The organism is Psychrobacter sp. PG1 (genome assembly GCF_014897815.1).
Classification (GTDB): domain Bacteria; phylum Pseudomonadota; class Gammaproteobacteria; order Pseudomonadales; family Moraxellaceae; genus Psychrobacter.
In genome coordinates, this window is record NZ_JABUZG010000084.1 from 116,577 (window position 1) to 142,381 (window position 25,805).

Sequence of the window (25,805 nt, forward strand, 5' to 3'; positions counted from 1 at the left end):
TCATGACCGAACGCAAAATCTCAGTATACAACACAACAACCTCACCCCTATTCAGGTAAATTTGCTACAATGTGCCCAATTTTGATTTATCATTTAACCAATCTTTATACCAACTGATTTTATTATTATATTGAGAGAATGTTATGGGTTTTAATTGCGGCATCGTCGGCCTACCAAACGTGGGTAAATCCACCTTGTTTAATGCGTTGACCAAAGCGGGTATCGCCGCTGAAAACTTTCCATTTTGCACCAAAGATCCCAACACGGGTATCGTACCAGTACCTGACCCACGCCTAAAGAAATTGGCTGATATCGTTAAGCCTGAGCGTGTATTACCAACGACGATGGAGTTTGTGGATATCGCAGGTCTAGTCGCTGGTGCTTCAAAAGGCGAAGGCATGGGCAACCAGTTCCTAGCCAACATTCGTGAGACTGATGCGATTGCGCACGTCGTACGCTGTTTTGATGATGACAACGTCGTCCACGTTGATGGTCGCGTCAGCCCGATTGATGATATCGAAACCATTAATACTGAATTGGCATTGGCAGATTTAGAGGCCGTTGAGCGTGCCATTCACAACCAAACCAAGAAGGCTAAAGGTGGCGACAAAGACGCGCAAGCATTACTTGATATCTTCAAAAAAGTTGAGCCATTATTAGCAGAAGGTCAGGCAGCACGCGCCGCCAATCTGGATGCAGATGAGAAAAAACTCATCAGAAGCTATGGTTTAATCACCCTAAAACCAACCATGTATATCGCTAACGTCAGTGAAGATGGCTTTGAAAATAACCCTTACCTTGATGCGGTACGCAACTATGCGACTGGCGAAGATTCTATCGTTATCGCTCTATGCAACCAAATCGAATCTGAAATCGCTCAGCTTGATGAAGACGACAAAAAAGACTTCCTAGCTGAGATGGATATGGAAGAAGCTGGTCTTGATCAAGTCATTCGCGGTGGTTATGACTTGCTAGATATGCAGACTTACTTTACTGCTGGTGTTAAAGAAGTGCGCGCTTGGACGGTTGCAGTTGGCGCAACGGCTCCGCAAGCTGCTGGCGTGATTCATACCGATTTTGAGCGCGGCTTCATTCGTGCCGAAGTCATTGCGTATGATGATTTTATCGAATACAACGGTGAAAAAGGCGCAGCTGCCGCTGGCAAATCACGCTTAGAAGGCAAAACCTATATCGTACAAGATGGCGATATCATGCACTTTAGATTTAACGTGTAACGTTAAGCGGTACATCCTGACTGATAGTTAATAAGCCGATGTTGGAAATTCTCCATCATCGGCTTTATTTTATCTTAACATTGTTATATTATAACATATCTTTATTTTACTATTTGAGGACTTATACTGTGACTGACTATTTCTCTTTTTCTAGATTTGCCAGTGTTGCGCTTGTAGGAAGTATCATGACAGGCTCTCTATTGGGCTGTCAGCCTAATACAGAAAGTGATACGGTAGTATCTGAAGAAGTAACGCCCGTAGACGATCACGCTGAACATGCTCATGAAGAGCACGATGCTATGGAAAAAGGTCATGAAGGACACAATCATGAAAGTCATAGCCACGAAGAAAGCGCGCACGCAGGCCACGATCATGCAGAACATGCCAGCAACAGCACACCATTCTCTTGTGAGCCTACTGCTACTATCGGCGTGTCCTACCATGATGATGCTCCATTGCAGACAGTGCACCTACTCATCGATGGTATCGAATACGATTTGACCGCTACTTCTGATAGCGACGCCAGTACTGAAAAAACCATCTATACTAGTGATATCGGATTAGATAATACCCATGGCATTATATGGCAAGTAAATGGTGACAAGGCAACGTTGCGAAATAAAACATTGGGCAGCAATGTAGCTATCGAAGAGGAAGAGGTGCTTTTTAACTGCCAGAAATCTTAGTAGCTGTACCAAGGGCGCTATTTTGCTATGCTAGAGGCTCCCTTGGTTTCGGATGTTTCAATATGCTAACTACTCCAACCTCTTTGCCGTCTCCTACCACACAATGGTCTCATCTCCTCAACTCGCAGCGTCTTGGTGCTGCCAAAAAGTTTAACACCAATACGAGTACTCGCTCTCAGTTTCACAAAGACTACGACAGACTGGTATTTTCTCACTCCTTTCGGCAGTTGAATCAAAAAACCCAAGTCCATCCATTAACCAATCAGCTCGGTATCCATACACGTCTGACTCATTCGCTTGAGGTCTCCTCTATTGGACGCTCTCTAGCAATGATGGCAGCAGAAAAGCTCCATGATAAATTGGCCAGCGGTCTACCAGCAGGCGTATCGCCAGCCGATGTCGGTGTCATTGTACAAGCAGCGTGCCTCGCTCACGATATTGGCAACCCGCCTTTTGGTCATGCGGGAGAGTATGCCATTCGAGATTGGTTTAGGCAGCCTGACCCTCAAGCGATATTACAAAAGTTAAGTAGCAACGAGCGCTTGGACTTGCTGGCCTACGAAGGTAATGCACAAGGGTTTCGACTGTTGGCGCGTAATGAGCACCATCCCGATAAAGGTGGTATGCGTCTCACTTGTGCGACCTTAGGCGCTTTTATGAAGTATCCGTGGCTTGCCTCTCACAGCAACGATGACAATGATAAATACCATCAAAATGTACAAAAATTTGGCTGTTTTTATAGCGAGTCAGCACAATTAGAAGAGTTGGCAGCCTGTTTGCATTTACCGCGCTCAACACAGCACGATGGTTTTGCACGTCATCCGCTGGCTTATTTACTAGAAGCGGCAGACGATATTTGCTATGCCTTGATCGATTTAGAAGATGGTATCAATCTCAATATGCTGACCTATAGTGAGGTTGCCGCCATATTTTATGAGCTGATTGGTAAGCGCCCTAACAGTATCAATCTGCCCGTACACATGTCTGTCAGGCAGAGCTTAGCGTCATTGCGAGCCCGTGCGATGATGCGCTTGGTCAATACCGTGACCGATGCTTTTGTCGCCAACAGTGATGCATTGCTGGCTGGTACACTACAAGGCAGTTTATTTACCCATTGTGATGCAAATGTGCAAAATGGCATCTTGCAGGCCAAGCAATTGGCACGTGAGAAAATATTCAATCACCCAAGCAAAGTACGTATGGAATTGATGGCCAATCAATGCTTGCACCGATTATTAGACGCCTTTATACCACTGGCTTGGACAAACGCAAAAGCTACCCCTATCTCCTTTGAGCAGCAGCGCCTACTCATGTTGTTACAGCCACATCTTGATGAGCATCGGCGGATATTATCAGATAATGTCTATCACAATATCTTAAATATATTGGACTTTATCACTGGGATGAATGATCATGAGGCGTATCGATTGGCACAAGAGTTACAAGGCCATTGGGGTACGATGGTTTAAAAGACCCGTGCAGGTCTAGTAAATTAACACAAGTTGCGTATTTCAGTCGTATTTTTACGCTGAAATGAGTATGATAAACCCTTATTGGACAATTTTGAAATATTATGAGCAGTCGCGAACAAAAGAAACTTCAAACTCGGCACGCCTTTTTTAACGCCGTCCTTGATTTATGTATGACAGGGCAGTCTTTTAGCTCAATCAGCCTCCGGCAAGTAACGCGTGAGGTTGGCGTGGTGCCGACCGCATTTTATCGGCATTTCGATGACATGGAATCGCTTGGTCGAGCATTGGTGGTAGAAGAGCTAGGCGGTACGCTGGCGATCCTAAGCGATAGCTTGCAAATTGGGCGTAAACGTAGCTTTGATCGCCAAATTGCTAAGAGCATTCAGCTGTTCTTGTATATGGTCAGTGATCAGCCTTATTACTGGCAATTTTTAGTCAGTGAGCGCTACGGTGGCTCAGAAGCTGTACGCAAAGCCATTAACGAACTTGTCAAAAAACATGCTCAAAGCTTGGCTGATGATTTAGCGCTACAGCCTGCTTTTACTCATATCAACGCCTATGACCGTCGCCTACTGGCTGAAGCTGGGGTAAATATGTTCTTTTCTTGGATTATCGATTGGTTGGAGCTGACTTATACTGAAGACCATGATGATGAAATCGATCTGAATGAGATTGAAGAAAATAAACAGCTGATGCTCCATAATTGCACTCGCCAAGCACAGATGTTGTTTTATGGTGCTTATAACTGGAAATCTACGGAAGAGACGCACTTAGGAGATTAGGTGGCATCAGATATTCTACCGCGGCACTGATTGAGACTCTTTTTAGGTGGCTCAACGTTAGAAACTGGGTCTAAATGCCCATAAACGCTGTGTCACCACTTTAATTTCTTTGGCTTGTTTATTATTGCCACTCTCATTATTGCCATTATTATTGTTAGGCGTGCTGTTATTCGCATTACTCCCTGCTGCCGCGCTAGCATCAGTCGCAATTTTACTAATCAGTACGGTTGCAAACCGTTGTCTTTGTTGACCAAGACTTGCACTATCCGTTGCGGTAATAAGCGCCAAAAAGGCTTGGCTATCGACTGCGAGCAGTGGTTTTAACGCCTTTCGCTGATCATCATTCAAGCTGCTCAACATCGGCAATTTCCACACATCATCGATAGAGGCTAACGCCTGCTTTGCCCGCATATCGACCAACCCCTGCATCTGTTGGCTGGTTGCGCCATCTATCAGTGCAGCCAGCAAAACTGGACTGGCAGTATTGACATTAATAGGCACATGATAAGGAACCGCCGTAATATAAGGACGTAGTGCCGCTAGTACTTCAGCATTTACCCCTCGAATCTCTTGCAATTGATCGACACTGACCAATGCTTGATTGGGCAAAGTCTTACTCGCTGAGCCACTTGATTGCTGAGCATAAACCACACTCTCATCACCACCGTCTTGGTAAACGTCGCTATCCGTATCTTGATAATCAAGAACAGCAATGGCAATATCAGGTTCTAGATTTAATTGTGTCAACAGTCTTTGAAATATGGCTAAGGCGGCGCTATCAACCACGCCATTCTGATATAAGTTATTAATATTAAAACGACTGGCTTCATCACGCAATTCGATACTGATGCTATGATTGGCTAAAAGATAAGGCGGTAATGGCTGCGCCCAAATGTCTTGCTCACTATCTGTGTCATTCAGCTTATCGTCAGCACGAATCATCGTGATGGCTAATTGCTGACCAGCATTGATATCTTGTGACAGCTGATTTTGATCAAACAATAAGCCGCTACGCCTAATAGCAATCTTTTGACTGGCAAGCATCGCCCCCGCCACCACGGTAATACTGACCACCAATAGTAAGATAGTGAGCAGCGCTACTCCGCGCTGAGAGTGCGCTGTCATTAAATTAAACCGCCTTTATTATTGACCCAATGGTACATGTTAAATATTACTTCCTGCATTGTTATTTACATTGCTATTCGGGTCGTCATTATTAGTCTTATCACTACTATCGTTATTGCTACCATTGCCATTATTAGCAGCATTGTTATTGCTTTTATTGGTATTGTTAATTGATATTGGTTGGGGCGCAAGCGCCCACTGCCAAGTGATGGGCATATCCTGATAAGTAAAATTGACAGTAATGCCTTTGGGCAATAAAACCACTGCTGGCTTGGCGTTTACGGCATTGGCCGTTTGCCCAGAGGTTGTCTTTGTACTGCTATTGCCGTTATTACTGCTGTCTGCATCTGGGAATTTGGTGCTCAGTTCAGGTAAATATGCTTGCCAACGCCCTGCGGTAACGCCTTCTAGCAATACACTGTCTAGGCTGATGCTATCGCGCCCACCATCGATGCTGGTATATTGGCGGCGAATTAAACGCTCATCGGCAAAAATGTATTCAATATGCTGGACACTCATGCTACTTTGATAACGTGGATCGGGGTCGGCAAAACGAACAAAGCTGACATGCTCACCATCCAAGCTCATAAAAGGCCCAGGTACTGTTTCATTGGCTTGGGCGCTATTGTTTGTGCTATCACTGGCATTTGTACTGTTACTTGTCACACTGATATTTTGAGTATTTGGTATTTGATAAGGGATAATTTGACCCATATCTTGCTGTAGCTGCAAATAAGCATATTGCAAAACAGCTAAGTTATCAGCATGAAATTGTGCACGTTCTCGGGCGCGGTTGACGCTATCAAACACCTGCCAGCCAGCCACCGCCAACATCGCAAATATTGCCATGGCAACCATCAATTCAAGTAGCGTAAATCCACGCTGCGACTTCACGGATTGCCTCCAGACTGCCCTGCAATATCAGCGCCCAAACTGCTTAAGTCCAAACTACCAATGTCTTGCTCTGCATTGCTCAATATTACGTTGATATCCGTCACGGCTGTGCGCGTCTGTCCATCTATAATGGGTGCGACAGCGATATTCACCTCTTTTAAAGCAGGCGTAATGGCATCATTGACCGTCATCACTACTTGCCAATCACGCCCTTGAGCATTGATTGTTTGTGTGCGATTGGCCGTCAGCCATGTCTCTTGGATACGCAAATCAGCGGCCGCGTTCTGTGCGACAAAATGTGCCAATGTACGTGTGCGTAAGACATCCACTGAGCTGAGATAGGCACTACTGGCACGGCTAGCAGCCACCGCAACAACTGCTAAAATTGCTAACGCTACCATTACCTCAATCAGAGTAAAGCCGCTTTCATGCTTTGATAGCATTGGCTTTTTGTTTATATCAGCAGATATAATGCCATCCTTATCTATCATCAGTTACAGTCCTTGTCCGATCGTCATACTACCATCAGGCATAATAGTAATGACCTCGCCCACCAGACGCGAATTGTGCAGCACCTCAATGGTGACAGGCGTTGCTTGCCCTGTACCAAACCATAATATCTGTGGGACTGCTTGATTGGCAAACCAAGGCTGCAATGTTTGTCCCTGTTCAGGCATTGATAGATTGCCAGCCTCCAAGCTTTGCACCCTTAAACTAACCCCAGCAGGTAACTCTGGCAAACTGACTTCTGGCTCAATCTCCCAGCTAGGTACTGGCTGTTGCTTTCCCATCGCCCCCGACATATTTGTCAGGTCAGCAGACAATTCCATCGAATTTTTAGGCGTGCTGTCCATGCTATTTGACGGGGTATCATTGGTCTGATAGGCAATATAAGGATTTGATAAAGTAACAATCACAGGAGCTACTTGACCTTGTTTATCTGCTTGCAAGCTCAAACCCATCGGCTGCATACGCTCAGCAGACAACAACCGTACATAGCTCAACGAATCCGTTAGATGTTCATAAAAAGCACGGTTTTTACGCGACTCACTACTGCCCACCGACAAGCTCATCATGCCAGCAAAGATAGACAGAATAACGACCACCACTACAATTTCGACAAGGGTAAAGCCCTGCTGTGCCTGAGCAAAGTTTGAGGATTCATAAGGGGAAATGTGAGCGTTTCGTACTAGAAAGGATTTATGCTGATAAACCAGAGGTAAGAGACATCTATCCGTGTTTTTATACTGCAAATATTGATGACTTAAGTGTGAATAGCAAGTGACCGCTGAGCTGGAAGGAATCTTGGCAGTGACCGGCATATTGCACCTATAAACCTATGAGTAGGTTGTGGTATAAAGAATAAAACTATAATTGGGCGGTACAGCTGGTAAGCATATATCCATTTTTAGCATGGATGCACCGTGCTGCGATAACGAATATAGCAACACGAATTTAAAAAAATTGGGTTAAAAGACCATAAGTTAAACAAAGATATTAATAACTGGTATTACGGTGCTCTTCTGACTCAGTATCGATTTGCTCGACCAACTCCTGCATATCTTCATCCATCACCTCATCGTCGGCCGCAGGATAATGGCTCGGCAACTCAAGCATTTGCTGAACGAAGGCATAACGCAGGGTATCACGGCGACCCAAATACCGCTGGTAAAAGCTTGAATTTAATAGTCCAGCACCGCCCTGACCCATCGCCCAAATCGAGGACAAATAGTCGCGCGTGCTCAAACTACTGTGCTGCTCTTGTAAATACGCACTGATAATGTCAATCAAGCGTTTCATACGCTGACGGCGAATATCATATAGCTCACCAAATAAACGATTAAGACCCGTCACTGATGCAGCCAAACGCTCTTCGATTTGATTGAGCAACATGGCTTTTTGTGGATTAAATAACTGCTGAAAGATCATACGAGCAACGCCTGCTGATGGACAATCATCAATACGATTAATCTCAAACAGTTGTTCTTCATAGCGGATAATAATACGCAAATAGAGTTCATCTTTACTGGAGAAATGCTTGTACAGTGTACCTTTAGCCAGATCCAGCTGGTCTGCCAAACTGTCTAAAGTAATATCACCATCGCCCGACTCAAGTAGCAATTGCTCTGCCATCGCTAAGATATTCTCTTCTCGTGCCTTGAACTGATGCTGACGACTCATAATCTCTCCTAAAACCTGACAAGATTAAGCATATGACCATCTTGTGGATGAATGCATCGGCGACAAGCGTATAAGGTCATACAAAGTCTGCTCGAAAACCACCAAAGGAGATATGCTTATGTTTGCTAAATAGTCATTGATAATCATAGGCTTATGCTCCACATCATAAGTGCAAATAACCTAAAGCAACAGGACTGTATCATAAATGACTGAGTGGTCATAGCATAACCATTTTAGTGATACTGTGCCAGTAAATTCTCAAAGTTTTTTGCAGTTAATACCCCAACATCATCGCTACTACAGCCATACATCTCTGCCAAACAACTGGCGACATACGGTACGTAGGCAGGCTCATTCGGTCTACCACGCTTGGGCACCGGTGCTAGATAAGGACTGTCAGTTTCGATAAGCAGTCTGTCTCTAGGCATGTTTTTTGCTGCATCTTTAATCATTTGAGCACTTTTAAAGCTAACAATGCCCGAAAATGATATATAAAACCCTAAGTCAAGTGCACGCTTGGCCGTCTCCCAATCTTCGGTAAAGCAGTGAATAATACCGTGTTCAGCGCCTTCTGATTTTAGGATATCAATCGTATCTTCTTTAGCATCACGCATATGAATGACGAGTGGCTTTTGCAGGCTTTGACTGGCATGAATATGACGAGCAAGACTGGCTTGCTGCTCTTTTTTGTTTTCCGTTGACCAGTAATAATCTAATCCTGTCTCCCCAATCGCCCATACATGGTCGGCATCAGCGGTTTCGATCAAACGCTCAACCGTCGCTGATTGTAAGACACTAATGTCCTCACAAGGATGAATACCGACGCTCATGCCAAGATTTAGCGCCTCATCGCTATAGGTGCTGACAATATGAGCAATCTCATCATATTCGGCAAAATCACACATAATTGCCATTGCCCGAGTGACATTGGCAGCTTTCATCGCGTCAATCGCGCCAGACAATTGACCATCATACTTGGTTAAATCTAAACGATTAAGATGACAATGGCTATCAGTAAACATAAGTAATCTCGTTAATAAAAATGAATGAATAAAAAATATTAGGTTTAAAACCTTAGAGTATTGATTGCTCCAAAGGCAACTGTTTTCAAGCAAAGTTTAGCGTTACACTATCAGAGTCATGGTTAACCGTGTCTGAAACGGTATCAAAACTGACTATATTCTTGACATGAGCCTTGATATAAAGACAGCTAATCAACCATAGAAGCCATTCGCTAGCGAAAACATTACGCCTTCTACTCACTTTTCATAAGCCCATCATTATGAACCATAAAAAAACCATCAGCCTTTCTCCGATTATAAAAACATTATTACCCAAACAGCTCTATAAAAAGCGGTTTTTGTTACAAGACAAAGGGCTCAATAATCATATCAATATCGCCAAAGATGCACGCATCATTGGCAATTCGACCATTACCATTCGTAAGGGTTATGACAATCACATCACTATCGGTAAGGGCGGCAAATTTAATCAGTTAAAAATTGACATCAACGGCAATCACAATCAAGTCACGATTGGAGAGCACGTTAAATTCTCGGGGCGATTATTGGTTGTCGGTAATTATCTACATATTTATATCGGCAATCATACCACCGCTATTGACTGCTATATTTTGGCGCGCGATAAAAGTGTGACCATTGGTCAATCATGCATGATATCACGTGGTATCGAAATTCGAGCGACTGACGTTCACAAGGTCTATGATATAGACACTAACGCGCGAGTGAATAAGGCACATACAGACGTCAGTTTAGGAGACCATATTTGGATTGCCGCCAATGTAACCATTTCTAAAAACGTCTCTATCGCCAGTGGTTGTATTATTGCAGCAGGGGCATTTGTCAATAAACCAGTTGAGACGCCCAACTGCATGATTGCTGGTACACCAGCCAAAATTATTCGCCAAAATGTACGCTGGGAGCGTTAAAGAGTTAAGTTACAAGGCAACGTTTTACTAAAGCAAGCGTTAGCCGTTTGATGTCAATGCAATGGCACCACTCGCATTACTTCTTCTATGGTCGTCAGCCCTTCACTAATACGCTTTGCACCCGATAAGCGCAATGGCTGCACACCTTCGCGGTACGCTTGCTGCTTAAGCACATCTAAATTGGCATCGGCGGCGACCAGTTTTTTTAGCTCATTTGACAACGGCATGATCTCGTACAGACCAACGCGACCTTGATAGCCCGTATGGCGACAATGCTCGCAGCCTTGCGCCGTATAAATTTGCGCTGGAGCGGGCGCACGCCAAGGCTGAACCAATTCCTGCCACTGAATAGCAATTTCACTGTCTGGGATTACGTCTAGAGCTTTTTTGCAATGCGGACATAAGGTGCGTAGCAAACGCTGCGCCATGACGCCTAATATCGTCGCTGAGGTTAAAAACGGCTGAATGCCCAAATCATGCAAGCGAGTAAGTGAGCTTGGTGCATCATTGGTATGCAACGTCGAGAGTACCAAATGTCCAGTGAGTGATGCTTGTACTGCCATATTGGCGGTTTCGGCATCGCGAATCTCACCAACCATAATGATATCTGGGTCTTGGCGCATCAAAGAGCGAATACCATCGGCAAAGTGCAAATCAACCCCTGGATTAACCTGCATTTGGTTGAAAGCTGGTTCAATCATCTCGATAGGATCTTCAATCGTACAAACGTTAACTTGTTCTGTGGCGAGCTGCTTAAGCGTACTGTACAACGTCGTAGTCTTACCTGAACCCGTTGGCCCTGTGACCAAAATAATACCGTTGGGATGCGCTGTCAGCTCATGCCAAGTATCGAGCTGTTTACCTGACAAACCAAGCTGAGCAAACGAGCGCACCAGCACTTCAGGGTCAAATACCCGCATCACCAGCTTTTCGCCAAAGGCTGTCGGCATCGTCGATAGGCGCAGCTCAGTTTCTAGACCCTTTGGCGTACGGGTTTTCAACCTACCATCTTGTGGTTTGCGTTTTTCTGCCACATTCAGTCGTCCTAATATTTTAATCCGCGCCGTCACCGCGACAATGATTGCCAAAGGCATCTCATAGACGGTATGTAGCACGCCATCGATACGAAAACGGACTTTACCCGTCTCACGGCGAGGCTCTAAATGGATATCACTGGCTCGCTGCTCAAAAGCATATTGCAACAACCAATCGACAACTCTGACAATATGTTGATCGTTGGCATCAGGGTTGGTATTGTCGCCCAGTTGCAATAATGCCTCAACATTGGTGACATCAGCCGCCGCCCGCTTATGGACACTATTTGCTCCTGCAATCGCTTGGGTGACTTGGTAAAACTCTTGACGGTAGCGATTGATTTGCTCAGGATTGATATAAACCGTACGATAGCTTTTAGACTTGATTAATTTTTCGATACTTGTCTGCCACTCCGTACAAAACGGCTGGTCTGTACCGATGACGACTTCATCATTCGTCACTTCAATGGGCAAAATATGCTGTGAGCGGGCATATTCAAAGGACATCAGTTGGGTCACGGCTGGGACATCGACTTTTAATGGATCAATACGGACAAGTGCCATGCCTGCTTTGGCAGCCAACCATTGATTCAACCATACCAAAGTCAATTTATGCTCAACGTTTTTATCGAGTGCATGACCGTTTGGCAGACCAAATTCACTGATGGTCAGGAGTGGATGCTGCGCTTTATCACGGCGGCTCGTCATCACTAAATTGTAGCCACGCTGATCAATTACCTTATCTGCCAATAGTTCATCTAAGCACCAACGTAAATCAATCACGATTGAATATTTCTGAGCAGACATATTTTTCTTCTTTTATTATTGATGCGTTATTTATTGAGGAGTGATTTATGGATAATTCATGCGGCAGTAATGGCGTCACTGGGCGCTACAAGCTCACTTTCACAACAGCCATTATCTGCAATTGCCCTGATTCTATCAACTGGAAGCTCACATCGACAGACTTATAACGCATGACAAACGGCGTATTGATCTCCGCGCGACGATAGGCTGGACGCGGGTCTTGCGCAATTAATGCTTTAATAGTCTCGATATCAGCAATGAGCAATTGCTCTTGCATTTGTCGAATAAGCGTCGCTACACTATTATTTTTTGCATGAATAGCTTTCTTATTATTTTTATTTTCAGTCTCATTGTCATTTTTATCGCATCGTCCAGCATCAACCAACGTCATAAATTGCTCGTAAGCAGACTCCGTGATAATTATCTCTAATAAATCTGGCGCAGTTGGCGCAAACCCGCTTTTTACATTGCTGAGCGCATCGCTATAAGCGACATAGGGCTTAATATCGATAATCGGCGTACCATCTATCATATCTGCACCGCTAATAATAAGTAACACGCGCCCATCACAAACCTCGATACTTTCAAGCTTGACGACAGATAACCCAAGCGCTGAGGGTCGATACATACTGCGACTGGCAAACACCCCTATTTTTTGATTGCCACCGAGCCTTGGTGGGCGGACTTGCGCACGAAAGTCAGTGCCGCTTTTGCCAATGTGACTGTCTTTATTGGTATAGTTATGATGAAACTGCCAACTGATCCAGATATGGCTGAACGCGTCTAAACCGGCAAATGCTGCTGGCGAGTCATAAGGCGCTATCATCTCAATGATACTGGTGAGCGCAACCAAGTTCGGCTGGCGTGGCGCACCAAATTTCTGTGATAGCGGCGCGCGATGGTAGCCAATCATTGGCGCATGGTGGTAACCCGCCAAAGAGATATTATCATCGGACATCATGTTTCTCCAAAAAACCGTTCAATAGTAAGCATCTGCTTTTATGAGAGCGTTTAGCACATATTATCCAGTGATACAAAATTACTCACTAACGATATTCCATTTTATCATGCCCCATCGTCGCTGCCAGACGGATTTTTATTTTAAATTTTGGTATTATGAGCCATAAATTCGATGAGAGCCTTTATTTTTCAACCCTTATAAGCCAGCAACAGCCATTGTCGTGGTTTGGCAGGTGACAGATTCAGTCGTATCTATCCTTAGACCTTATCAGTCCCTCTCCTGATTTTAAATGCTCAATAAGGTGTTAGAATATCGCCCCATCACATTGATTAAAACATCGGCTATGCTACTTACTTTGCATGACAGAGGTTTTAAACGATTGGCTGTTCCAATAGTGATTGAAAATTTACTACCCTTCTATACCCTTTTTCATTGAAAATTTTAATTTAACACTCATTTAAACTTAATAAAACCGATAGCAACTTATTAACGAGGACTTTATGTCAAAACTTCGCACCGAAACGGTCACAGAGGTTCATCACTGGAATGACGCTCTATTTAGCATCAAGACAACTCGCGACGATGGCCTGCGCTTTCGTAATGGAGAATTTGCGATGATCGGAATCGTTGTCGATGGCAGACCGCTATTGCGCGCTTATTCGATTGCTAGCCCGAACTACGAAGATCACTTAGAATTCTTTTCTATCAAGGTTCAAGATGGTCCATTAACCTCGCGCTTGCAGCATATCAAAGTTGGTGACGAGCTGTTGGTCAGCAAAAAACCAACGGGCACTTTGGTACTAGATGATTTACTGCCTGGCAAAAACCTTTATATGCTCTCTACAGGCACTGGACTGGCGCCATTTTTATCGTTGGCACGTGATCCTGAAGTCTATGAACGCTTTGAAAAAATCATCTTGGTACATGGTGTGCGCCATGTCGATGATTTGGCGTATCGTGATATGTTTGAAAACGAATTACCTAACGACGAGATCTTTGGTGAATGGTATCGTGAAAAATTCATCTACTACCCAACAGTGACTCGTGAAGATTTCAAAAATCAAGGTCGCGTGACTGACTTAATGACCTCAGGAAAGCTCTTTGAAGACATTGGCTTACCGCCGATGAATAAAGAAGACGACCGTGTCATGATCTGCGGTAGCATGCCATTTAATGCTGAAGTTTCAGCGATTTTGGATGATTTTGGTTTGACTGTTTCACCACGCATGGGTGTCCAAGCAGATTATGCCGTTGAACGTGCTTTTGTAGGCTAAACCAATTTAATTGAAAATTATATCAAATAATTCTTGACGGATAAAAATAGGCTGCTATAATACGCAGCCTATACAGAGTTAACCCTGTAGCCCAATTCGATAATCTCTATCTAATAGACCTTATCTTCTAACATGCCAGTGTGATGGAATTGGTAGACATGACGGATTCAAAATCCGTTGCCTAATAAGCGTGTCGGTTCGAGTCCGACCACTGGTACCAATATTAGTAACAAATCAGCCTCCTCATCAGGAGGTTTTTTTGTGCCGGTAATATTATTGCTATACTTACTTCTCTATTTCAGATTGCAGCACCGCAATTATCTTAATGGGCACGGCAAACTCCCACGGCATGCCAGCATTACAATAAAAATGTCCGTCACGAAATGATACGATATAAGCCGTAAAATCATTACCACAATGATCCATCATTGCTTGCTCATCACTATCATCACAAACCGCACACCATACTTTTTTATCGCCGCGTGCTAGCATCGCCCTTGTTAAATCGCTCCCTTTTAGTTCATTATTCATCATCAGCTCCTTAGTCATTCTAAACTCTCTAACATCAAGCTCTTAAAGAGTTAATTTTACCAAAACTCCATTTTCGATCTTGGCATGAGCGATAAGTAATGTCTTTTTTACATGGTCATAGAGGCGCACAAGGCATTACTTATTGTTTTATAATCATCCATTAGCGCGGATACTATATTGTAAAACACCAGAATCAAAACTGTAACATCTAAATGTGAGATTTATGACAAACGGTGAGGTGGATACGACAGGTGGTGCAAGAGTACAAATGAGTTTGATTTACAGTAGACTTAGATAATTCAATAGCAGAAATATGTTTGCTAAATACGATTTTTTTGAATTAATACTTCTGTTTATCATTAACTAACTCTATGATATATAAGATTTATGACATATAAAATTATTCATATATCATTGCTAGTGTCCTGCTAACCTAGCAAAGGAGTCTATCGATAAATCCAAATTTTGACACTCAATCAAAGCGCTTGAATCAGGTAAAATAGTGAGTATGACAACTTCTATAAATGCTAGCCCTCGTAAAATCATTCATATAGACATGGATGCTTTTTATGCCAGTGTGGAGCAGCGTGACTTTCCTGAACTGCGCGGTAAGCCACTGGTGGTTGGTGGCGATCCAAGTGGTCGCGGCGTGGTCGCAGCAGCCAGCTATGAGGTGCGTAAATTTGGTGTACGCTCTGCCATGTCTTGTTATGAGGCGCGTAAACGTTGCCCAGAAGTCATTTTTGTTAGACCACGTTTTGAGGTTTATCGCGCAGTTAGTAGCGATATTCGCCAGATTATGTACCGCTTAACGCCACATGTTGAACCATTGTCTCTAGATGAGGCGTATCTCGATGTTACAGGGCTCAAAGTCCATAAAGGCTCAGCTACCTTGATGGCGAACTGGCTAAGGGCACAAATACTAGCGCATACTGGGTTAACCGCCTCAGCAGGTGTGTCGTTTAACAAGATGTTGGCTAAAATTGCCTCTGATATCAATAAGCCCAATGGTACGGCCATTATCACGCCAGCGGACGCTGATGCCTTTATCAGTACGCTACCTATCGAGCGTTTTCATGGTATTGGTAAAGCCACTGCCAAGCGCTTACATGCAATGGGTGTAAGTACTGGCGCGGATCTCAAGCGAATGCAAGCAGCTGTCTTGGTGCAGGAGTTCGGCAAGCGTGGGCAGTTTTATCACGATATTGCCCATGGGCGTGATGAGCGTGCTGTCAAATCTGAGCGCGCGCATAAATCTGTGGGTTCTGAGACCACATTCAAAGACAATCTAAATGACAACCATGAATTACGTATACAAATTTATGAACAAAATGGTGATGCCTTTCATCAATTGCAACAAAAACAGCTGGTCGCCTATACCATTACTCTAAAAGTTAAATACGCAGACTTCACTCAAATCACCCGCTCACACACGCTATCGACTGCCTTTAACAGTGCTGATTCTGCCCATTATTGGTTGGACAAACTGTTTTTAGACATTCCTCGTGAGCTACCTATCCGCTTAGTCGGTGTTACTTTCTCTTCATTAGCACCTGCCGCCCAATTGTTGCCGCAGTTAAATTTGTTTGAATAACATACTGACGCTTATCGCTTTTGTTGATGATTCATTCTAACAATTAATGCTTAGGCTATTTAATATACAAACCCTTTTGTGCGCATAAGTCCTTACTAAACTGCCCTTTCATGACATGGTTTCTGCTACAATTACGCCAAAATTTACATTCATTTAAAGATTAATTATGAACGATTTTCACACTATAGACTCTACTACTGCCGCCTCAATTGATGCCGAAAAAAACAACAATGGTTTGAACTATTTGAGCGTTGATGACTATGATTATGAGCTGCCAGATAGCCTGATTGCACGCTATCCTCTCTCACAGCGTTCTGCCTCAAAACTTTTGTATTTGCCTGCCAATAATCAAAAAGACTCTACGCTTGTAGAAGATCGCTTATTCACTGAGTTACCTGAGTTATTAAATGAGGGTGATTTGATTGTATTTAATGATACAAAGGTGATGAAAGCGCGTCTTTTTGGACAAAAGGATACTGGCGGTAAGCTTGAAGTATTGATTGAACGTTTGGTTGATATCTCAGATTTAGAGACAGCGACTTTATATGTAGAGGCTGAAAAATCTGTAGAAGCTGCAAATGACAAAGCCGTGAATCAAGAACATATTGCACTTTGCCATGTTAAAGCCAGTAAAGCGCTCAAACTTGGACAACACTTGCAGCTTGCTGACGGTCATATGAAGGCGGTGATGATTGGTCGTCAAGACAACTTATTTATTTTAGCGTTTGATGCGCCGATCTTGCCGCATTTAGAGCTTTATGGTGAGCTGCCTATTCCCCCCTACTTTGAACGCCATGCGGATGAGACAGACAATACTCGTTATCAAACGGTTTTTCATGATCCAACCAAGCTTGCGAGTGTGGCTGCACCGACTGCAAGCTTACACTTTGATGAATCGGTACTGAGCAAACTTGCGGCAAAAGGTATTCGTACGGCTTTTGTGACTTTACACGTTGGCGCTGGTACATTTGCGCCAGTAAAAACGAACAACTTGCTCAATCACACCATGCATAGTGAATATGCACATTTACCACAAGCAACCGCTGAGCTCATCAATGAAACCCATGCGAATGGTAAACAAGTCATCGCTATTGGCACCACGGTCACACGCGTGCTCGAAACGGCTTATCAAAAAACAGCCGTTAATGGGCAGCCTCTCTCCAGCTGGTCAGGTGACACCGATATATTCATTTACCCAGGGTTTAAGTTTGGTGTGATAGATCGACTATTAACCAATTTCCATTTACCCAAATCAACGTTATTAATGCTGGTCTCGGCATTTTCGGGTAAAGATGCCATTGAGCATGGTTATCAACATGCGATTAAAGAACACTATCGTTTCTTTAGTTATGGCGATGCAATGCTGCTCGACAGAAAGCGATATTAAACAATGCTTAAACATTTTTTGCATTGTCCACAACAGTTGTGAAATAAACTGGTAAACTAAATGGTATTTTGTTATAACAGCACAGATAACTTATATCTTAAAGGTCTGCACATGTCTTGTCATTTATCTCATCGGTTGACTACGGTACATCGCGCGGTCTCGATGGCACTAATTTGTTCCGTAGGCTATGCGGCTCTCGTATCGAGTGCACAAGCTGCAACGATTGGTAAGACTGTTGTGACCTCTGCCCAGCATGAGCCGCTAGCTGCGAGCATTATGGTCAGTGATATCCGAGCCGCTGACTTTTCAGCAAGTTTGGCAAACTCTACTATTTATCAGCAAATGGGCTTGGCCCAAACTGATTCGATGACCGTACGTTTTAAACCTACCTCAGCGACCAGCGGTGAAGTATTTATTACTACTTCACAACCTGTATCTACACCTTTTGCTGATGTGGTTTTGAACATAAATGATAAGGGTCAACGCAACGTCATTCCCAAGACATTGTTGATGCCGCTCAATAGCCGTTTGCCCATTGACGCGCCTAAAAATATCGTTACTGGCGCAAAAAAACCCAATCTACCCAGTGTGTCCTCTAATACGGCTAAACCGTTGACCGTTAGAGAAGGTGCACCGCCGCCATTAACATTATCACCTATACTAGCGACTACTCACTCGTCAACGAGCGAGTTGGTGGCGTCTAAATTGCCAGCACCTAATATCCAAGCACCTACAACGACTCCTACTTCGCAAGGCAACAATCTTGCTTATGCGCCTAGCCGGCTAGATAATGGTCGTTTAAACAACGTTAACAATACTCTTAACGCTAACGACAATGCTCGTAATCCAACCAGTCGATTAGACAATGGTCGCTTGAGTGTAAATGGCAACGTTACCACAATGGGTAACAGCAATATCGACCTCAATTCTGCTAAGAATGTAGCGAATGATACAGCCCTAGTCAATAACAAGACCATGCCAATAGATAATAGTCTATCAGCTACAGCTGTCACTGATAAGCAGCTCGATATTTTGAATATTCAAGTCACTCGCCAGATACAGCCAAGTAGCAAATCAGAAGCTGGCATGATGACTGCTTCTCCTATTATGCCAACGCCGAGTGACAACAAAGCGAGTACACCAAAAGCCAGTCTTGACACTAGCAATACAGCTGTCGCCACTGTCCCATCTAGTTTCACCAACAACGCCTCTATCAGTACGGCAGCCAGCACTACTACTGCGTCCCAATATCAAGTACAGCGCAACGACAGTCTATGGATTATTGCACAGCAAATTGCGCAAGAAAATGACTTAGACATTCAAACAGTAATGAAGCAGATTCAGACGCAAAACCCTGATGCCTTTATTAATAAAGACGCGGGTCAACTCAAAGCGGATGCCAAGCTTAGCTTGCCCAGTTACGATGTCGTACCATCACAACAAAAACTAGAAGCGGCGATTGAGGCGCAAAGACAATATAGCCGCAGAGCAAACACCCCTGTGGTAAAAAAGGCCGCAAAAGCACCCTCTAAAAAACTGTCTGAAACAAATCAAGTCGCTAAACAGCGTAAAAAACCCATGATTACTAAAACACAAACGTTGCCAAAAGCACAATTTTCAGTGCTCGCACCTGGTCGTAATGGCAACGCAGATGGCACCCAAGCAACATCAGCAGCGACAACAGGTAATGGTCTCAGCACAGATATATTAGCCACGCTCAAGGCCTCAAGACAAAGTACCGCAGCTCAAGCTCAGCAGCTGTCAAAAACCAGCAGTGCACTTGATAGCTATACAAGAAAAATTCAATTACAAAACCAAAAACTGGCTGAGCTCCAAGCTCGTCTCAAAAAACTACGCAATCAATAATTGCCTAACTGATCAACGCAGTGTGCTGTGATCATAGGCGTGGGAGTAACTATGGACAATATGCTATATATCATCGCCGGATTGGTACTTATTCTAATAGTAGCCGGTTTACTATTGTACAAAAAGAAAGCGCAAAAGCCCTCAGCGCAGCCGGGAATGAGTACCGCTACGCCAGCTCCGATGCCAAAAACGGATCACAACACTCCTGCCCAAAGCCGCAAAGATGATGACAATAAGTTTGATCATATTACGATTGCCCAGCGCTTCATGGATCAACAGCGTTATGACAAAGCCATTGAAACCCTCAGTCGCGGCCTAAGCGAAAAACCGAATGATGGTCAATTATCTGTTAAATTACTCAGCATATACGCGACTATTAATCAGCCAGAGAACTTTAACAAAGTTTATGATGCCATCAAGACGCAAAGCGACCCAAAAAGTCTTGCGCTAGCTGATGAGTTAAAAGCTTTATTTTCGGAAGAGCAGAATCAAGTCGCAGCAAAAGAGGCACCCGTAGAAGATAATAGCCATTTTGAAAGCATAGATTTTGACTTACCGATTAATCAAATCGATAGTAAGAACGCGCTATCTGATCAGCCAGCAACCTCTGAAGATAACCGTAGTACGCTGATAGATGACAGTATGTCTAACTCGTCAGTAACAAACACATCTTATGAGGCCAGTCTTACTAGCGACAATGTAGAAAATAACTTTGATCTTACGCTGAGTGATTTAGAGAATAATATTGGCGCATCTGAGGCGACTGATACGGCACCAGTCACATCACCATTAGAGATGATGGACGACGAAAGCCTGAACACTGCCAATATCAACATAACTGATAATGATGTCGCGGTGTCCGCAGAAGATAATGATCTCAATGATCTTAGCGATTTTGACTTCAGCTTTGATTCATCTGAAGAAACTGATGCGCAGGCAACGGATTCTGTCATTCCAGACCGCCCTGATAGTATTAACGAGGAAATGATGCTAGAAGATGACGCGTTCATTTTAGACTTTGATGATCTAGCAACTGATGTCGATAAAGGTGTTGACGAGACTGTTGAAGCATTGTCTATCAACACTGTCCAGAATGACGAAGAAAATGATTTCACTTTGTCTTTAGACAGTCTCGATGCGCCAAACAACATAGAAACATTAACAGAAAGCGAAGCGCCTGTACTTGAAGAAAATAGTGATATTGATAACTTCATTATTGAAGAAGATCGTTTTGAAACCGAAAGCTTTGAAAATATTAATCTCGAAGCACAATCGCTTGATAATAATGATTCAGAATATGCTCTTGCTGAAGAATCTAGTGTTACACCGACAGCCCCGTTGCTATTCGATGATAACTCTTTATTAGACAATGAATTCGATACTCACTCTTCAACAGCACTCAGCCCAGTTGCTCAAATTGAGGACGAGTCGGCCCTTACCGCCGAAGAAGATACTGAAACGGCAGAAGACTTTTCCTCGCGCTTTGCGGCCGACTTTGACTTTGTCAAATCATTAGATAGCACTCAAGTTACGCTAGATTTGGCAGGCCAATATTTACAATTGGGTGAATACGACAGTGCCAAACGCTTATTGAATGAGGTATTAATTCAGGGCACTAGTGAGCAACAGAACCAAGCAAAAGTATTACTAGATCGTACTGCGTAAAAGCCCCATCGTTCTTTGGTCAGCAAGTATTCTATAACACTAAGAATACTTGCTGATTTTTTTTGCATTTAACCTTTATACTATTTATTATTACTGAGCGCTATTAGCTATTAGCTATTAGCATCCAACCTTAAACTCTCTTTTTTATCACATACTTCTTTATTACGGCTCATACTATGCCATTTTCTGCTATGACAAATACATTATCCAATCCTGTCCAACTCATTTATGCTGGCGGTACTTTTGGTAGCTATGGACGACCCTTAGCACCGTTATCAGCAGAAGTATTCTTACCGACTTTACAAAAGCTATTGACTGACCGAGATAACGCTAACCACTTGCCTCAAATCTCATGGCTGGATAACGCCTTAATTAAAGACAGTAGCCAATTTACCCCTAACGACTTTGTACATTTTTATCAGCTTTTGCTAGCAGCCTATGCACAAGGCGACAGGCGTTTTGTGCTCATCACTGGTACAGATACTTTGAGTTATTTGGGTGCCTTTTTAGCAGAAGCGTTTGCTGGCAGTGATATTTGTATAGTCGTCACTGGTAGTATGCGCCCATTGTTAGACAGCGAGGTGATACATTCCTATGATATCGATGACCATAGCGACGCATGGGATAACCTCAGCGATTCACTAAAACTGGCTGCTGCTGGTGAGTCGGGTGTGAAGATTGCTTTTGGCGGTGAGTCTTGGCCTGCGCAAACGGTACAAAAAATTCATAGCCATGATTTGATGGCATTTACGGGTCACTCCAGAGCCGCCTATCCTGCCAATAGTTATATCAAAAACTTACCGGATACCCGCCGCCAGCATTGGCTCGATGATCAGCAAGCAATGATTGACTATATCGAATCTCGGGCTGAGCAAGCACGCATTCATGCTTTATATTGCTTGCCAAACGACACTGAGGTAATGACTAGCCAGCTACAGGCATTATTATCACAGCCGCCATGTGGCATTATCCTGTTAGGATTTGGCGCAGGTAATGTTCCTTATTCGCAAGCGCTAGCAGAGGCACTAGAGCTTGCTTATAAAAACGGCCACATGGTGATATGCGCTAGCCAGTCTCCATTTGGCGGTGTCAGTGACAGCTATGCGGCTGGTAGTTGGCAATATGAGTATCATGTTATTGCTGGCGGACGCTTAACGATTCCCGCTATCTATGCACGATTATTATGGCTATTGCTGCGTTATGACAATCCCACTCGGCGCAGACAACGTTGGTTGAACAATGTCAATCAGGCGGGCACCACTATCAAAAAACGTTAGACTATCGTTAAATATATTTACTTTATAAGCGCCAATACGAAAATGTCCAATACCAACCATGTCCGAGATTAACATGTCCGAGATTAACAGCATCAACGCTGAAATGCCCCCAACCTATACATTAGCCATTGCAATTGAGTTCTTGGGCACGCGCTATCATGGCTGGCAGCGACAACGAGAAGTATTAGGCGTACAAGAAGCATTAGAAACCGCTATCGGTAAAGTCGCAAATGAGACGGTAGAGGTCGTCGCGGCTGGTCGTACCGATGCAAGCGTTCATGCCAGCAATATGATTGCCCACTTTACGACACGTGCCTATCGTCCTACTCATAACTGGCTGCGCGGGGTAAACAGTCTATTGCCTGATGATATCGCCTTGCGCTGGATTCAACCAATGCCTGACGACTTTCATGCGCGTTTTGGTGCCATTGCCCGTCGCTATCGCTACATCACGCTGAATCAAGCACAGCGCCCTGCTATTTTGAATCACCAAGTTACTCACATCTATGAACCGCTCGATTTAGCAGCGATGCAACTGGTGGCGGCTGAGATCGTCGGTACTCACGATTTTAGTAGCTACCGCGCCGCTGCTTGCCAGTCTAATCAGCCGGTACGCTCAGTCAGTCACGCAAGACTCTTTGCTCATGGTCAGTTTATTGTTTTTGATATTCAAGCAGATGGATTTTTGCATCATATGGTTCGTAACTTAATGGGTACCTTGTATGCCATCGGTCGACACGAATTGCAGCCAGAAGCCTTTTTAGATATTTTAGCCAAAAAAGATCGTACTATCGCACCGCCTACTGCCTCTGGTGATGGTCTATACTTTATCAATGCTTACTATCCTGAGCATTTTCAACAACGACTGCCAAATGCTCCTTTAACCCCCATTTGGCTAAATTTACCTGACTAAATAAATAGAAGTTGGCATACATAACGGTTACAGGCTGTCAAGTAAAAACCTAGTGCTGTATTGCTTTAATCCGCTAACTTACGTATAATATGGGCTTATTTTTAATTGATTGATACCAACTATGGCAAAAGACGATATTATTGAATTTGAAGGCGAAGTCATTGACACCCTTCCAAATACCCTGTTTAGAGTTCGTTTAGAAAACGGACACGAAATCATTGCTCATATCTCAGGTAAGATGCGTAAGCATTATATCCGTATCTTGACAGGTGATAAAGTTAAGGTCGAAATGACACCTTATGACCTATCAAAAGGTCGTATTACTTATCGTGGCAAAAACTAATTTCTTATACACTAAAATGGTTATAAAAGCATTTATATATATACAGCTGGTTGCTAAATGGCTTCTTTTCGCTGATAGCTGATATAGACGCTTGGGTGGTTTAACTGATAATAATAATGAAAATGCTAACCTGCTCATTATTGCCTATCAATATTTTAGTTATTCAGTCTTAGTTATTTGTTTTTATCATAAAAAATACCGCTAAATTTCAGCGGTATTTTTTTGTCTAAATTTTATGAGTTGACTTCCTTTCAAACTTTTAAATCATGATTAATAAGTAGCATGGTTAAGAATTAGCATGATTAAGAAGTAGTGAGGCACTATTTAAACTCGACCGTCGCACCATTTTGAATCACCCCTAGCAAAGCAAGTGCATCCCAATTTGTCAGGCGTATACAACCCGCTGAGGCTTGACGACTAATACGATCAGGATCTGGTGAGCCATGAATACCATAAGAAGGCTTACTAAGCCCAATCCATACTGAGCCCACTGGATTATTGGGGCCAGGTGGAAGAATAGACTTGCTACCGTCTTTAGCAGTATAAGTATAATTAGGCTCATGTACCTTCACCTCTACCGTATGTGTCCCTGTTGGTGACGGTGTTGCCGTACTACCTACTGTGGTCGGATAGCTGGCAACTAAGTTGTCTTTATCATCATAGGCATATAGCGTTTCAGTGGCTTTATCAGCAACGACTCGACTAACAGGCTTGATATTTGGATTGCCAGGATTATAAACTGTGATGGTTTCGCCTGCCGTAAAGCTAGCCTTAGGGTTTAACGCTTTGAGATAGCTTTCACTGATATGGAATTTTTCTGCTAGCCCTTCTATGATGCTCTCGTAATACAATCCCTCAAGTTTGGATTTGGCTTCAGCACCAGCTGGTATTTCTGTCGTCTTAATATTAACATCCGCATCAGTTATCTGATAACTGACTAGCACTGGCTGCACCGTGAGTTTTTCATTCTTTGTCAGCGCTTGCCATGTTTCGTTGTTTAGCGTGTCAGTAACTGCCAAACCATTTGCTTGTTGAAACGCTTGCATGGCCTTGCGGGTATTTTTGCCCCAATAACCATCAACAGGGCCTACACCATTGTGATGCCAATTTAATAAGGCTTGCAATTTAGTACCGATGATACGGTCGATACTCATCCCCTCTTTCCAAGTAGCATTATTCACCTTTTGCGCAGCAACTGATAAATTGTCTGTCGTATACTTGATAGTAGGTAAAAATTTGTTCGAAGCATTTGCGGTTTTGCTATCACGTGCTAGCTTTTGGCTAACGCCATTGGTCACAGGGCTGACCTCTTCAGCAGCATTCGCTTTATTAGCATTATTTTTGCTAATACTGGCTTCATCGTTATTGGTCGGTGCTTGATTGTTAGCATTTACACTATCCAGTGGTGCTGCAATGCTCTGCCCCATGAAAACTGCCGTAGAAAAACCAATCATCGCTACTGCTGTGCTGATTTTTTTTAATTGATACACCTCATGCTCCTAATTTTTTATAAAAATAATAAGTTTTATTTTGTTATGTTGTCATCAAGGCTTGTTATTTTGAGTTGTAACGCCTTCATAACCAACTTTACTCAAACGCCTTTTTATCAGCTCTCTTCTAACGTGAAAGTCTGAGATTCTAGTGGTTTGTAAGCTGTTAATAGTGTCATATTACCTTGTGAGCATATAACAGCTTTATGTTAATAAAGCCCTTGTCCTGCGGTGTCTGTGTTAAAACAAGTACTTTTTTACAACTATCTGGTTTAGTGTGTTACCGCTAGAAAGCGATTAATAATAAACATAAAAAAACCCATAATTTGCTGAGCAAACT

23 protein-coding genes and 1 tRNA gene are annotated in these 25,805 nt (G+C 43.4%); 14 read left to right on the forward strand and 10 right to left on the reverse strand.

Annotated elements, in window-relative coordinates; genetic code table 11:
- Positions 1–143: 143 nt before the first annotated feature.
- The 4 genes from ychF to INT03_RS13680 all read left to right on the forward strand — a co-directional run bounded on the left by ychF (position 144) and on the right by INT03_RS13680 (position 4,175).
- Positions 144–1,235 carry a redox-regulated ATPase YchF gene (ychF, locus tag INT03_RS13665; protein ID WP_193009364.1) on the forward strand — a complete coding sequence of 364 codons (1,092 nt, stop codon included), beginning with the start codon at positions 144–146 and terminating at the stop codon, positions 1,233–1,235.
- A 185-nt stretch (positions 1,236–1,420) separates the two neighbouring features.
- Positions 1,421–1,921 carry a hypothetical protein gene (locus INT03_RS13670; RefSeq protein WP_087815014.1) on the forward strand — a complete coding sequence of 167 codons (501 nt, stop codon included), beginning with the start codon at positions 1,421–1,423 and terminating at the stop codon, positions 1,919–1,921.
- 62 nt (positions 1,922–1,983) lie between these two features.
- Positions 1,984–3,390: a deoxyguanosinetriphosphate triphosphohydrolase gene (locus INT03_RS13675; protein WP_193009365.1), complete on the forward strand. Its 1,407-nt coding sequence runs from the start codon at positions 1,984–1,986 to the stop codon at positions 3,388–3,390.
- Between the two features lie 104 nt (positions 3,391–3,494).
- A complete protein-coding gene (locus INT03_RS13680; protein WP_045446867.1) occupies positions 3,495–4,175 on the forward strand; it encodes a TetR family transcriptional regulator in 681 nt (226 codons plus the stop codon).
- Positions 4,176–4,232: 57 nt separating this feature from the next.
- On the opposite strand, the gene gspK is transcribed toward INT03_RS13680, so the two are convergent.
- From gspK to INT03_RS13710, 6 genes are all read right to left on the reverse strand, one after another.
- Positions 4,233–5,300, reverse strand: a complete 1,068-nt coding sequence (gspK, locus tag INT03_RS13685; protein WP_193009366.1) for a type II secretion system minor pseudopilin GspK — start codon at positions 5,298–5,300, stop codon at positions 4,233–4,235.
- A gap of 39 nt (positions 5,301–5,339) precedes the next feature.
- Complete coding sequence (gene gspJ / locus INT03_RS13690; protein WP_193009367.1) at positions 5,340–6,194, reverse strand: type II secretion system minor pseudopilin GspJ; 855 nt, start codon at positions 6,192–6,194, stop codon at positions 5,340–5,342.
- The gene (gene gspI, locus INT03_RS13695; RefSeq protein WP_193009368.1) at positions 6,191–6,685 is read right to left on the reverse strand and encodes a type II secretion system minor pseudopilin GspI; all 495 of its coding nucleotides are present in this window, start codon (positions 6,683–6,685) and stop codon (positions 6,191–6,193) included. The genes gspJ and gspI overlap by 4 nt, the downstream gene beginning before the upstream one ends.
- 3 nt (positions 6,686–6,688) lie before the next feature.
- Positions 6,689–7,516, reverse strand: a complete 828-nt coding sequence (locus INT03_RS13700; protein ID WP_226950202.1) for a prepilin-type N-terminal cleavage/methylation domain-containing protein — start codon at positions 7,514–7,516, stop codon at positions 6,689–6,691.
- 175 nt (positions 7,517–7,691) lie between these two features.
- Positions 7,692–8,375, reverse strand: a complete 684-nt coding sequence (locus tag INT03_RS13705) for a TetR/AcrR family transcriptional regulator (RefSeq protein WP_045446854.1) — start codon at positions 8,373–8,375, stop codon at positions 7,692–7,694.
- Between the two features lie 233 nt (positions 8,376–8,608).
- Positions 8,609–9,397, reverse strand: coding sequence for a TatD family hydrolase (locus INT03_RS13710; RefSeq protein WP_193009369.1), 789 nt, complete (start codon positions 9,395–9,397; stop codon positions 8,609–8,611).
- A gap of 260 nt (positions 9,398–9,657) precedes the next feature.
- Between INT03_RS13710 and INT03_RS13715 the strand changes: the two genes are divergently transcribed.
- The gene (locus tag INT03_RS13715; protein ID WP_193009370.1) at positions 9,658–10,323 is read left to right on the forward strand and encodes an acyltransferase; all 666 of its coding nucleotides are present in this window, start codon (positions 9,658–9,660) and stop codon (positions 10,321–10,323) included.
- A gap of 53 nt (positions 10,324–10,376) precedes the next feature.
- Here INT03_RS13715 and INT03_RS13720 read toward each other — a convergent pair whose 3' ends face one another.
- On the reverse strand, positions 10,377–12,164 hold the full coding sequence (locus INT03_RS13720; protein WP_193009371.1) for a GspE/PulE family protein: 1,788 nt from the start codon (positions 12,162–12,164) through the stop codon (positions 10,377–10,379).
- An 85-nt stretch (positions 12,165–12,249) separates the two neighbouring features.
- Entirely contained in the window at positions 12,250–13,122 is an 873-nt protein-coding gene (gene tsaA / locus INT03_RS13725; protein ID WP_193009372.1) for a tRNA (N6-threonylcarbamoyladenosine(37)-N6)-methyltransferase TrmO, read from the reverse strand.
- A 503-nt stretch (positions 13,123–13,625) separates the two neighbouring features.
- On the opposite strand from tsaA, the gene INT03_RS13730 reads away from it, so the two are divergent.
- Both INT03_RS13730 and INT03_RS13735 read left to right on the forward strand, forming a co-directional pair.
- On the forward strand, positions 13,626–14,399 hold the full coding sequence (locus INT03_RS13730; protein ID WP_045452050.1) for a ferredoxin--NADP reductase: 774 nt from the start codon (positions 13,626–13,628) through the stop codon (positions 14,397–14,399).
- A 134-nt stretch (positions 14,400–14,533) separates the two neighbouring features.
- Positions 14,534–14,619, forward strand: a tRNA-Leu gene (locus INT03_RS13735).
- Positions 14,620–14,684: 65 nt separating this feature from the next.
- Here the strand turns inward: INT03_RS13735 and INT03_RS13740 are convergent.
- Entirely contained in the window at positions 14,685–14,930 is a 246-nt protein-coding gene (locus tag INT03_RS13740; RefSeq protein ID WP_045446843.1) for a hypothetical protein, read from the reverse strand.
- Positions 14,931–15,438: 508 nt separating this feature from the next.
- Between INT03_RS13740 and dinB the strand changes: the two genes are divergently transcribed.
- The 7 genes from dinB to infA all read left to right on the forward strand — a co-directional run bounded on the left by dinB (position 15,439) and on the right by infA (position 23,975).
- Positions 15,439–16,524 (forward strand): DNA polymerase IV, encoded by a 1,086-nt coding sequence (gene dinB / locus INT03_RS13745; protein ID WP_193009373.1) that lies wholly within the window; start codon positions 15,439–15,441, stop codon positions 16,522–16,524.
- Positions 16,525–16,690: 166 nt separating this feature from the next.
- Positions 16,691–17,911: a tRNA preQ1(34) S-adenosylmethionine ribosyltransferase-isomerase QueA gene (gene queA, locus INT03_RS13750; RefSeq protein ID WP_193009374.1), complete on the forward strand. Its 1,221-nt coding sequence runs from the start codon at positions 16,691–16,693 to the stop codon at positions 17,909–17,911.
- 111 nt (positions 17,912–18,022) lie between these two features.
- Entirely contained in the window at positions 18,023–19,777 is a 1,755-nt protein-coding gene (locus INT03_RS13755) for a FimV family protein (RefSeq protein WP_193009375.1), read from the forward strand.
- A 51-nt stretch (positions 19,778–19,828) separates the two neighbouring features.
- Entirely contained in the window at positions 19,829–21,442 is a 1,614-nt protein-coding gene (locus INT03_RS13760) for a FimV/HubP family polar landmark protein (protein ID WP_193009376.1), read from the forward strand.
- Between the two features lie 191 nt (positions 21,443–21,633).
- Positions 21,634–22,719, forward strand: a complete 1,086-nt coding sequence (locus INT03_RS13765; RefSeq protein WP_193009531.1) for an asparaginase — start codon at positions 21,634–21,636, stop codon at positions 22,717–22,719.
- A gap of 73 nt (positions 22,720–22,792) precedes the next feature.
- A complete protein-coding gene (gene truA / locus INT03_RS13770; RefSeq protein WP_193009377.1) occupies positions 22,793–23,632 on the forward strand; it encodes a tRNA pseudouridine(38-40) synthase TruA in 840 nt (279 codons plus the stop codon).
- Positions 23,633–23,753: 121 nt separating this feature from the next.
- Positions 23,754–23,975, forward strand: a complete 222-nt coding sequence (gene infA, locus INT03_RS13775; RefSeq protein WP_045446828.1) for a translation initiation factor IF-1 — start codon at positions 23,754–23,756, stop codon at positions 23,973–23,975.
- Positions 23,976–24,295: 320 nt separating this feature from the next.
- Here infA and INT03_RS13780 read toward each other — a convergent pair whose 3' ends face one another.
- Entirely contained in the window at positions 24,296–25,465 is a 1,170-nt protein-coding gene (locus INT03_RS13780; RefSeq protein WP_193009378.1) for a L,D-transpeptidase family protein, read from the reverse strand.
- Positions 25,466–25,805 lie beyond the last annotated feature (340 nt).

Bases quoted from the DNA above. Each gene is read 5' to 3' on its own strand.
- INT03_RS13715 (WP_193009370.1), top strand. From the start codon at position 9,658: ATGAACCATAAAAAAACCATCAGCCTTTCTCCGATTATAAAAACATTA.
- tsaA (WP_193009372.1), bottom strand. From the start codon at position 13,122: ATGTCCGATGATAATATCTCTTTGGCGGGTTACCACCATGCGCCAATG.
- infA (WP_045446828.1), top strand. From the start codon at position 23,754: ATGGCAAAAGACGATATTATTGAATTTGAAGGCGAAGTCATTGACACC.
- dinB (WP_193009373.1), top strand. From the start codon at position 15,439: ATGACAACTTCTATAAATGCTAGCCCTCGTAAAATCATTCATATAGAC.
- INT03_RS13730 (WP_045452050.1), top strand. From the start codon at position 13,626: ATGTCAAAACTTCGCACCGAAACGGTCACAGAGGTTCATCACTGGAAT.
- INT03_RS13740 (WP_045446843.1), bottom strand. From the start codon at position 14,930: ATGAATAATGAACTAAAAGGGAGCGATTTAACAAGGGCGATGCTAGCA.
- INT03_RS13720 (WP_193009371.1), bottom strand. From the start codon at position 12,164: ATGTCTGCTCAGAAATATTCAATCGTGATTGATTTACGTTGGTGCTTA.
- INT03_RS13710 (WP_193009369.1), bottom strand. From the start codon at position 9,397: ATGTTTACTGATAGCCATTGTCATCTTAATCGTTTAGATTTAACCAAG.
- INT03_RS13700 (WP_226950202.1), bottom strand. From the start codon at position 7,516: ATGCCGGTCACTGCCAAGATTCCTTCCAGCTCAGCGGTCACTTGCTAT.
- INT03_RS13670 (WP_087815014.1), top strand. From the start codon at position 1,421: ATGACAGGCTCTCTATTGGGCTGTCAGCCTAATACAGAAAGTGATACG.
- INT03_RS13705 (WP_045446854.1), bottom strand. From the start codon at position 8,375: ATGAGTCGTCAGCATCAGTTCAAGGCACGAGAAGAGAATATCTTAGCG.
- gspK (WP_193009366.1), bottom strand. From the start codon at position 5,300: ATGACAGCGCACTCTCAGCGCGGAGTAGCGCTGCTCACTATCTTACTA.
- truA (WP_193009377.1), top strand. From the start codon at position 22,793: ATGTCCGAGATTAACAGCATCAACGCTGAAATGCCCCCAACCTATACA.
- INT03_RS13760 (WP_193009376.1), top strand. From the start codon at position 19,829: ATGGACAATATGCTATATATCATCGCCGGATTGGTACTTATTCTAATA.
- INT03_RS13680 (WP_045446867.1), top strand. From the start codon at position 3,495: ATGAGCAGTCGCGAACAAAAGAAACTTCAAACTCGGCACGCCTTTTTT.
- INT03_RS13755 (WP_193009375.1), top strand. From the start codon at position 18,023: ATGTCTTGTCATTTATCTCATCGGTTGACTACGGTACATCGCGCGGTC.
- ychF (WP_193009364.1), top strand. From the start codon at position 144: ATGGGTTTTAATTGCGGCATCGTCGGCCTACCAAACGTGGGTAAATCC.
- queA (WP_193009374.1), top strand. From the start codon at position 16,691: ATGAACGATTTTCACACTATAGACTCTACTACTGCCGCCTCAATTGAT.
- INT03_RS13675 (WP_193009365.1), top strand. From the start codon at position 1,984: ATGCTAACTACTCCAACCTCTTTGCCGTCTCCTACCACACAATGGTCT.
- gspI (WP_193009368.1), bottom strand. From the start codon at position 6,685: ATGATAGATAAGGATGGCATTATATCTGCTGATATAAACAAAAAGCCA.
- INT03_RS13765 (WP_193009531.1), top strand. From the start codon at position 21,634: ATGACAAATACATTATCCAATCCTGTCCAACTCATTTATGCTGGCGGT.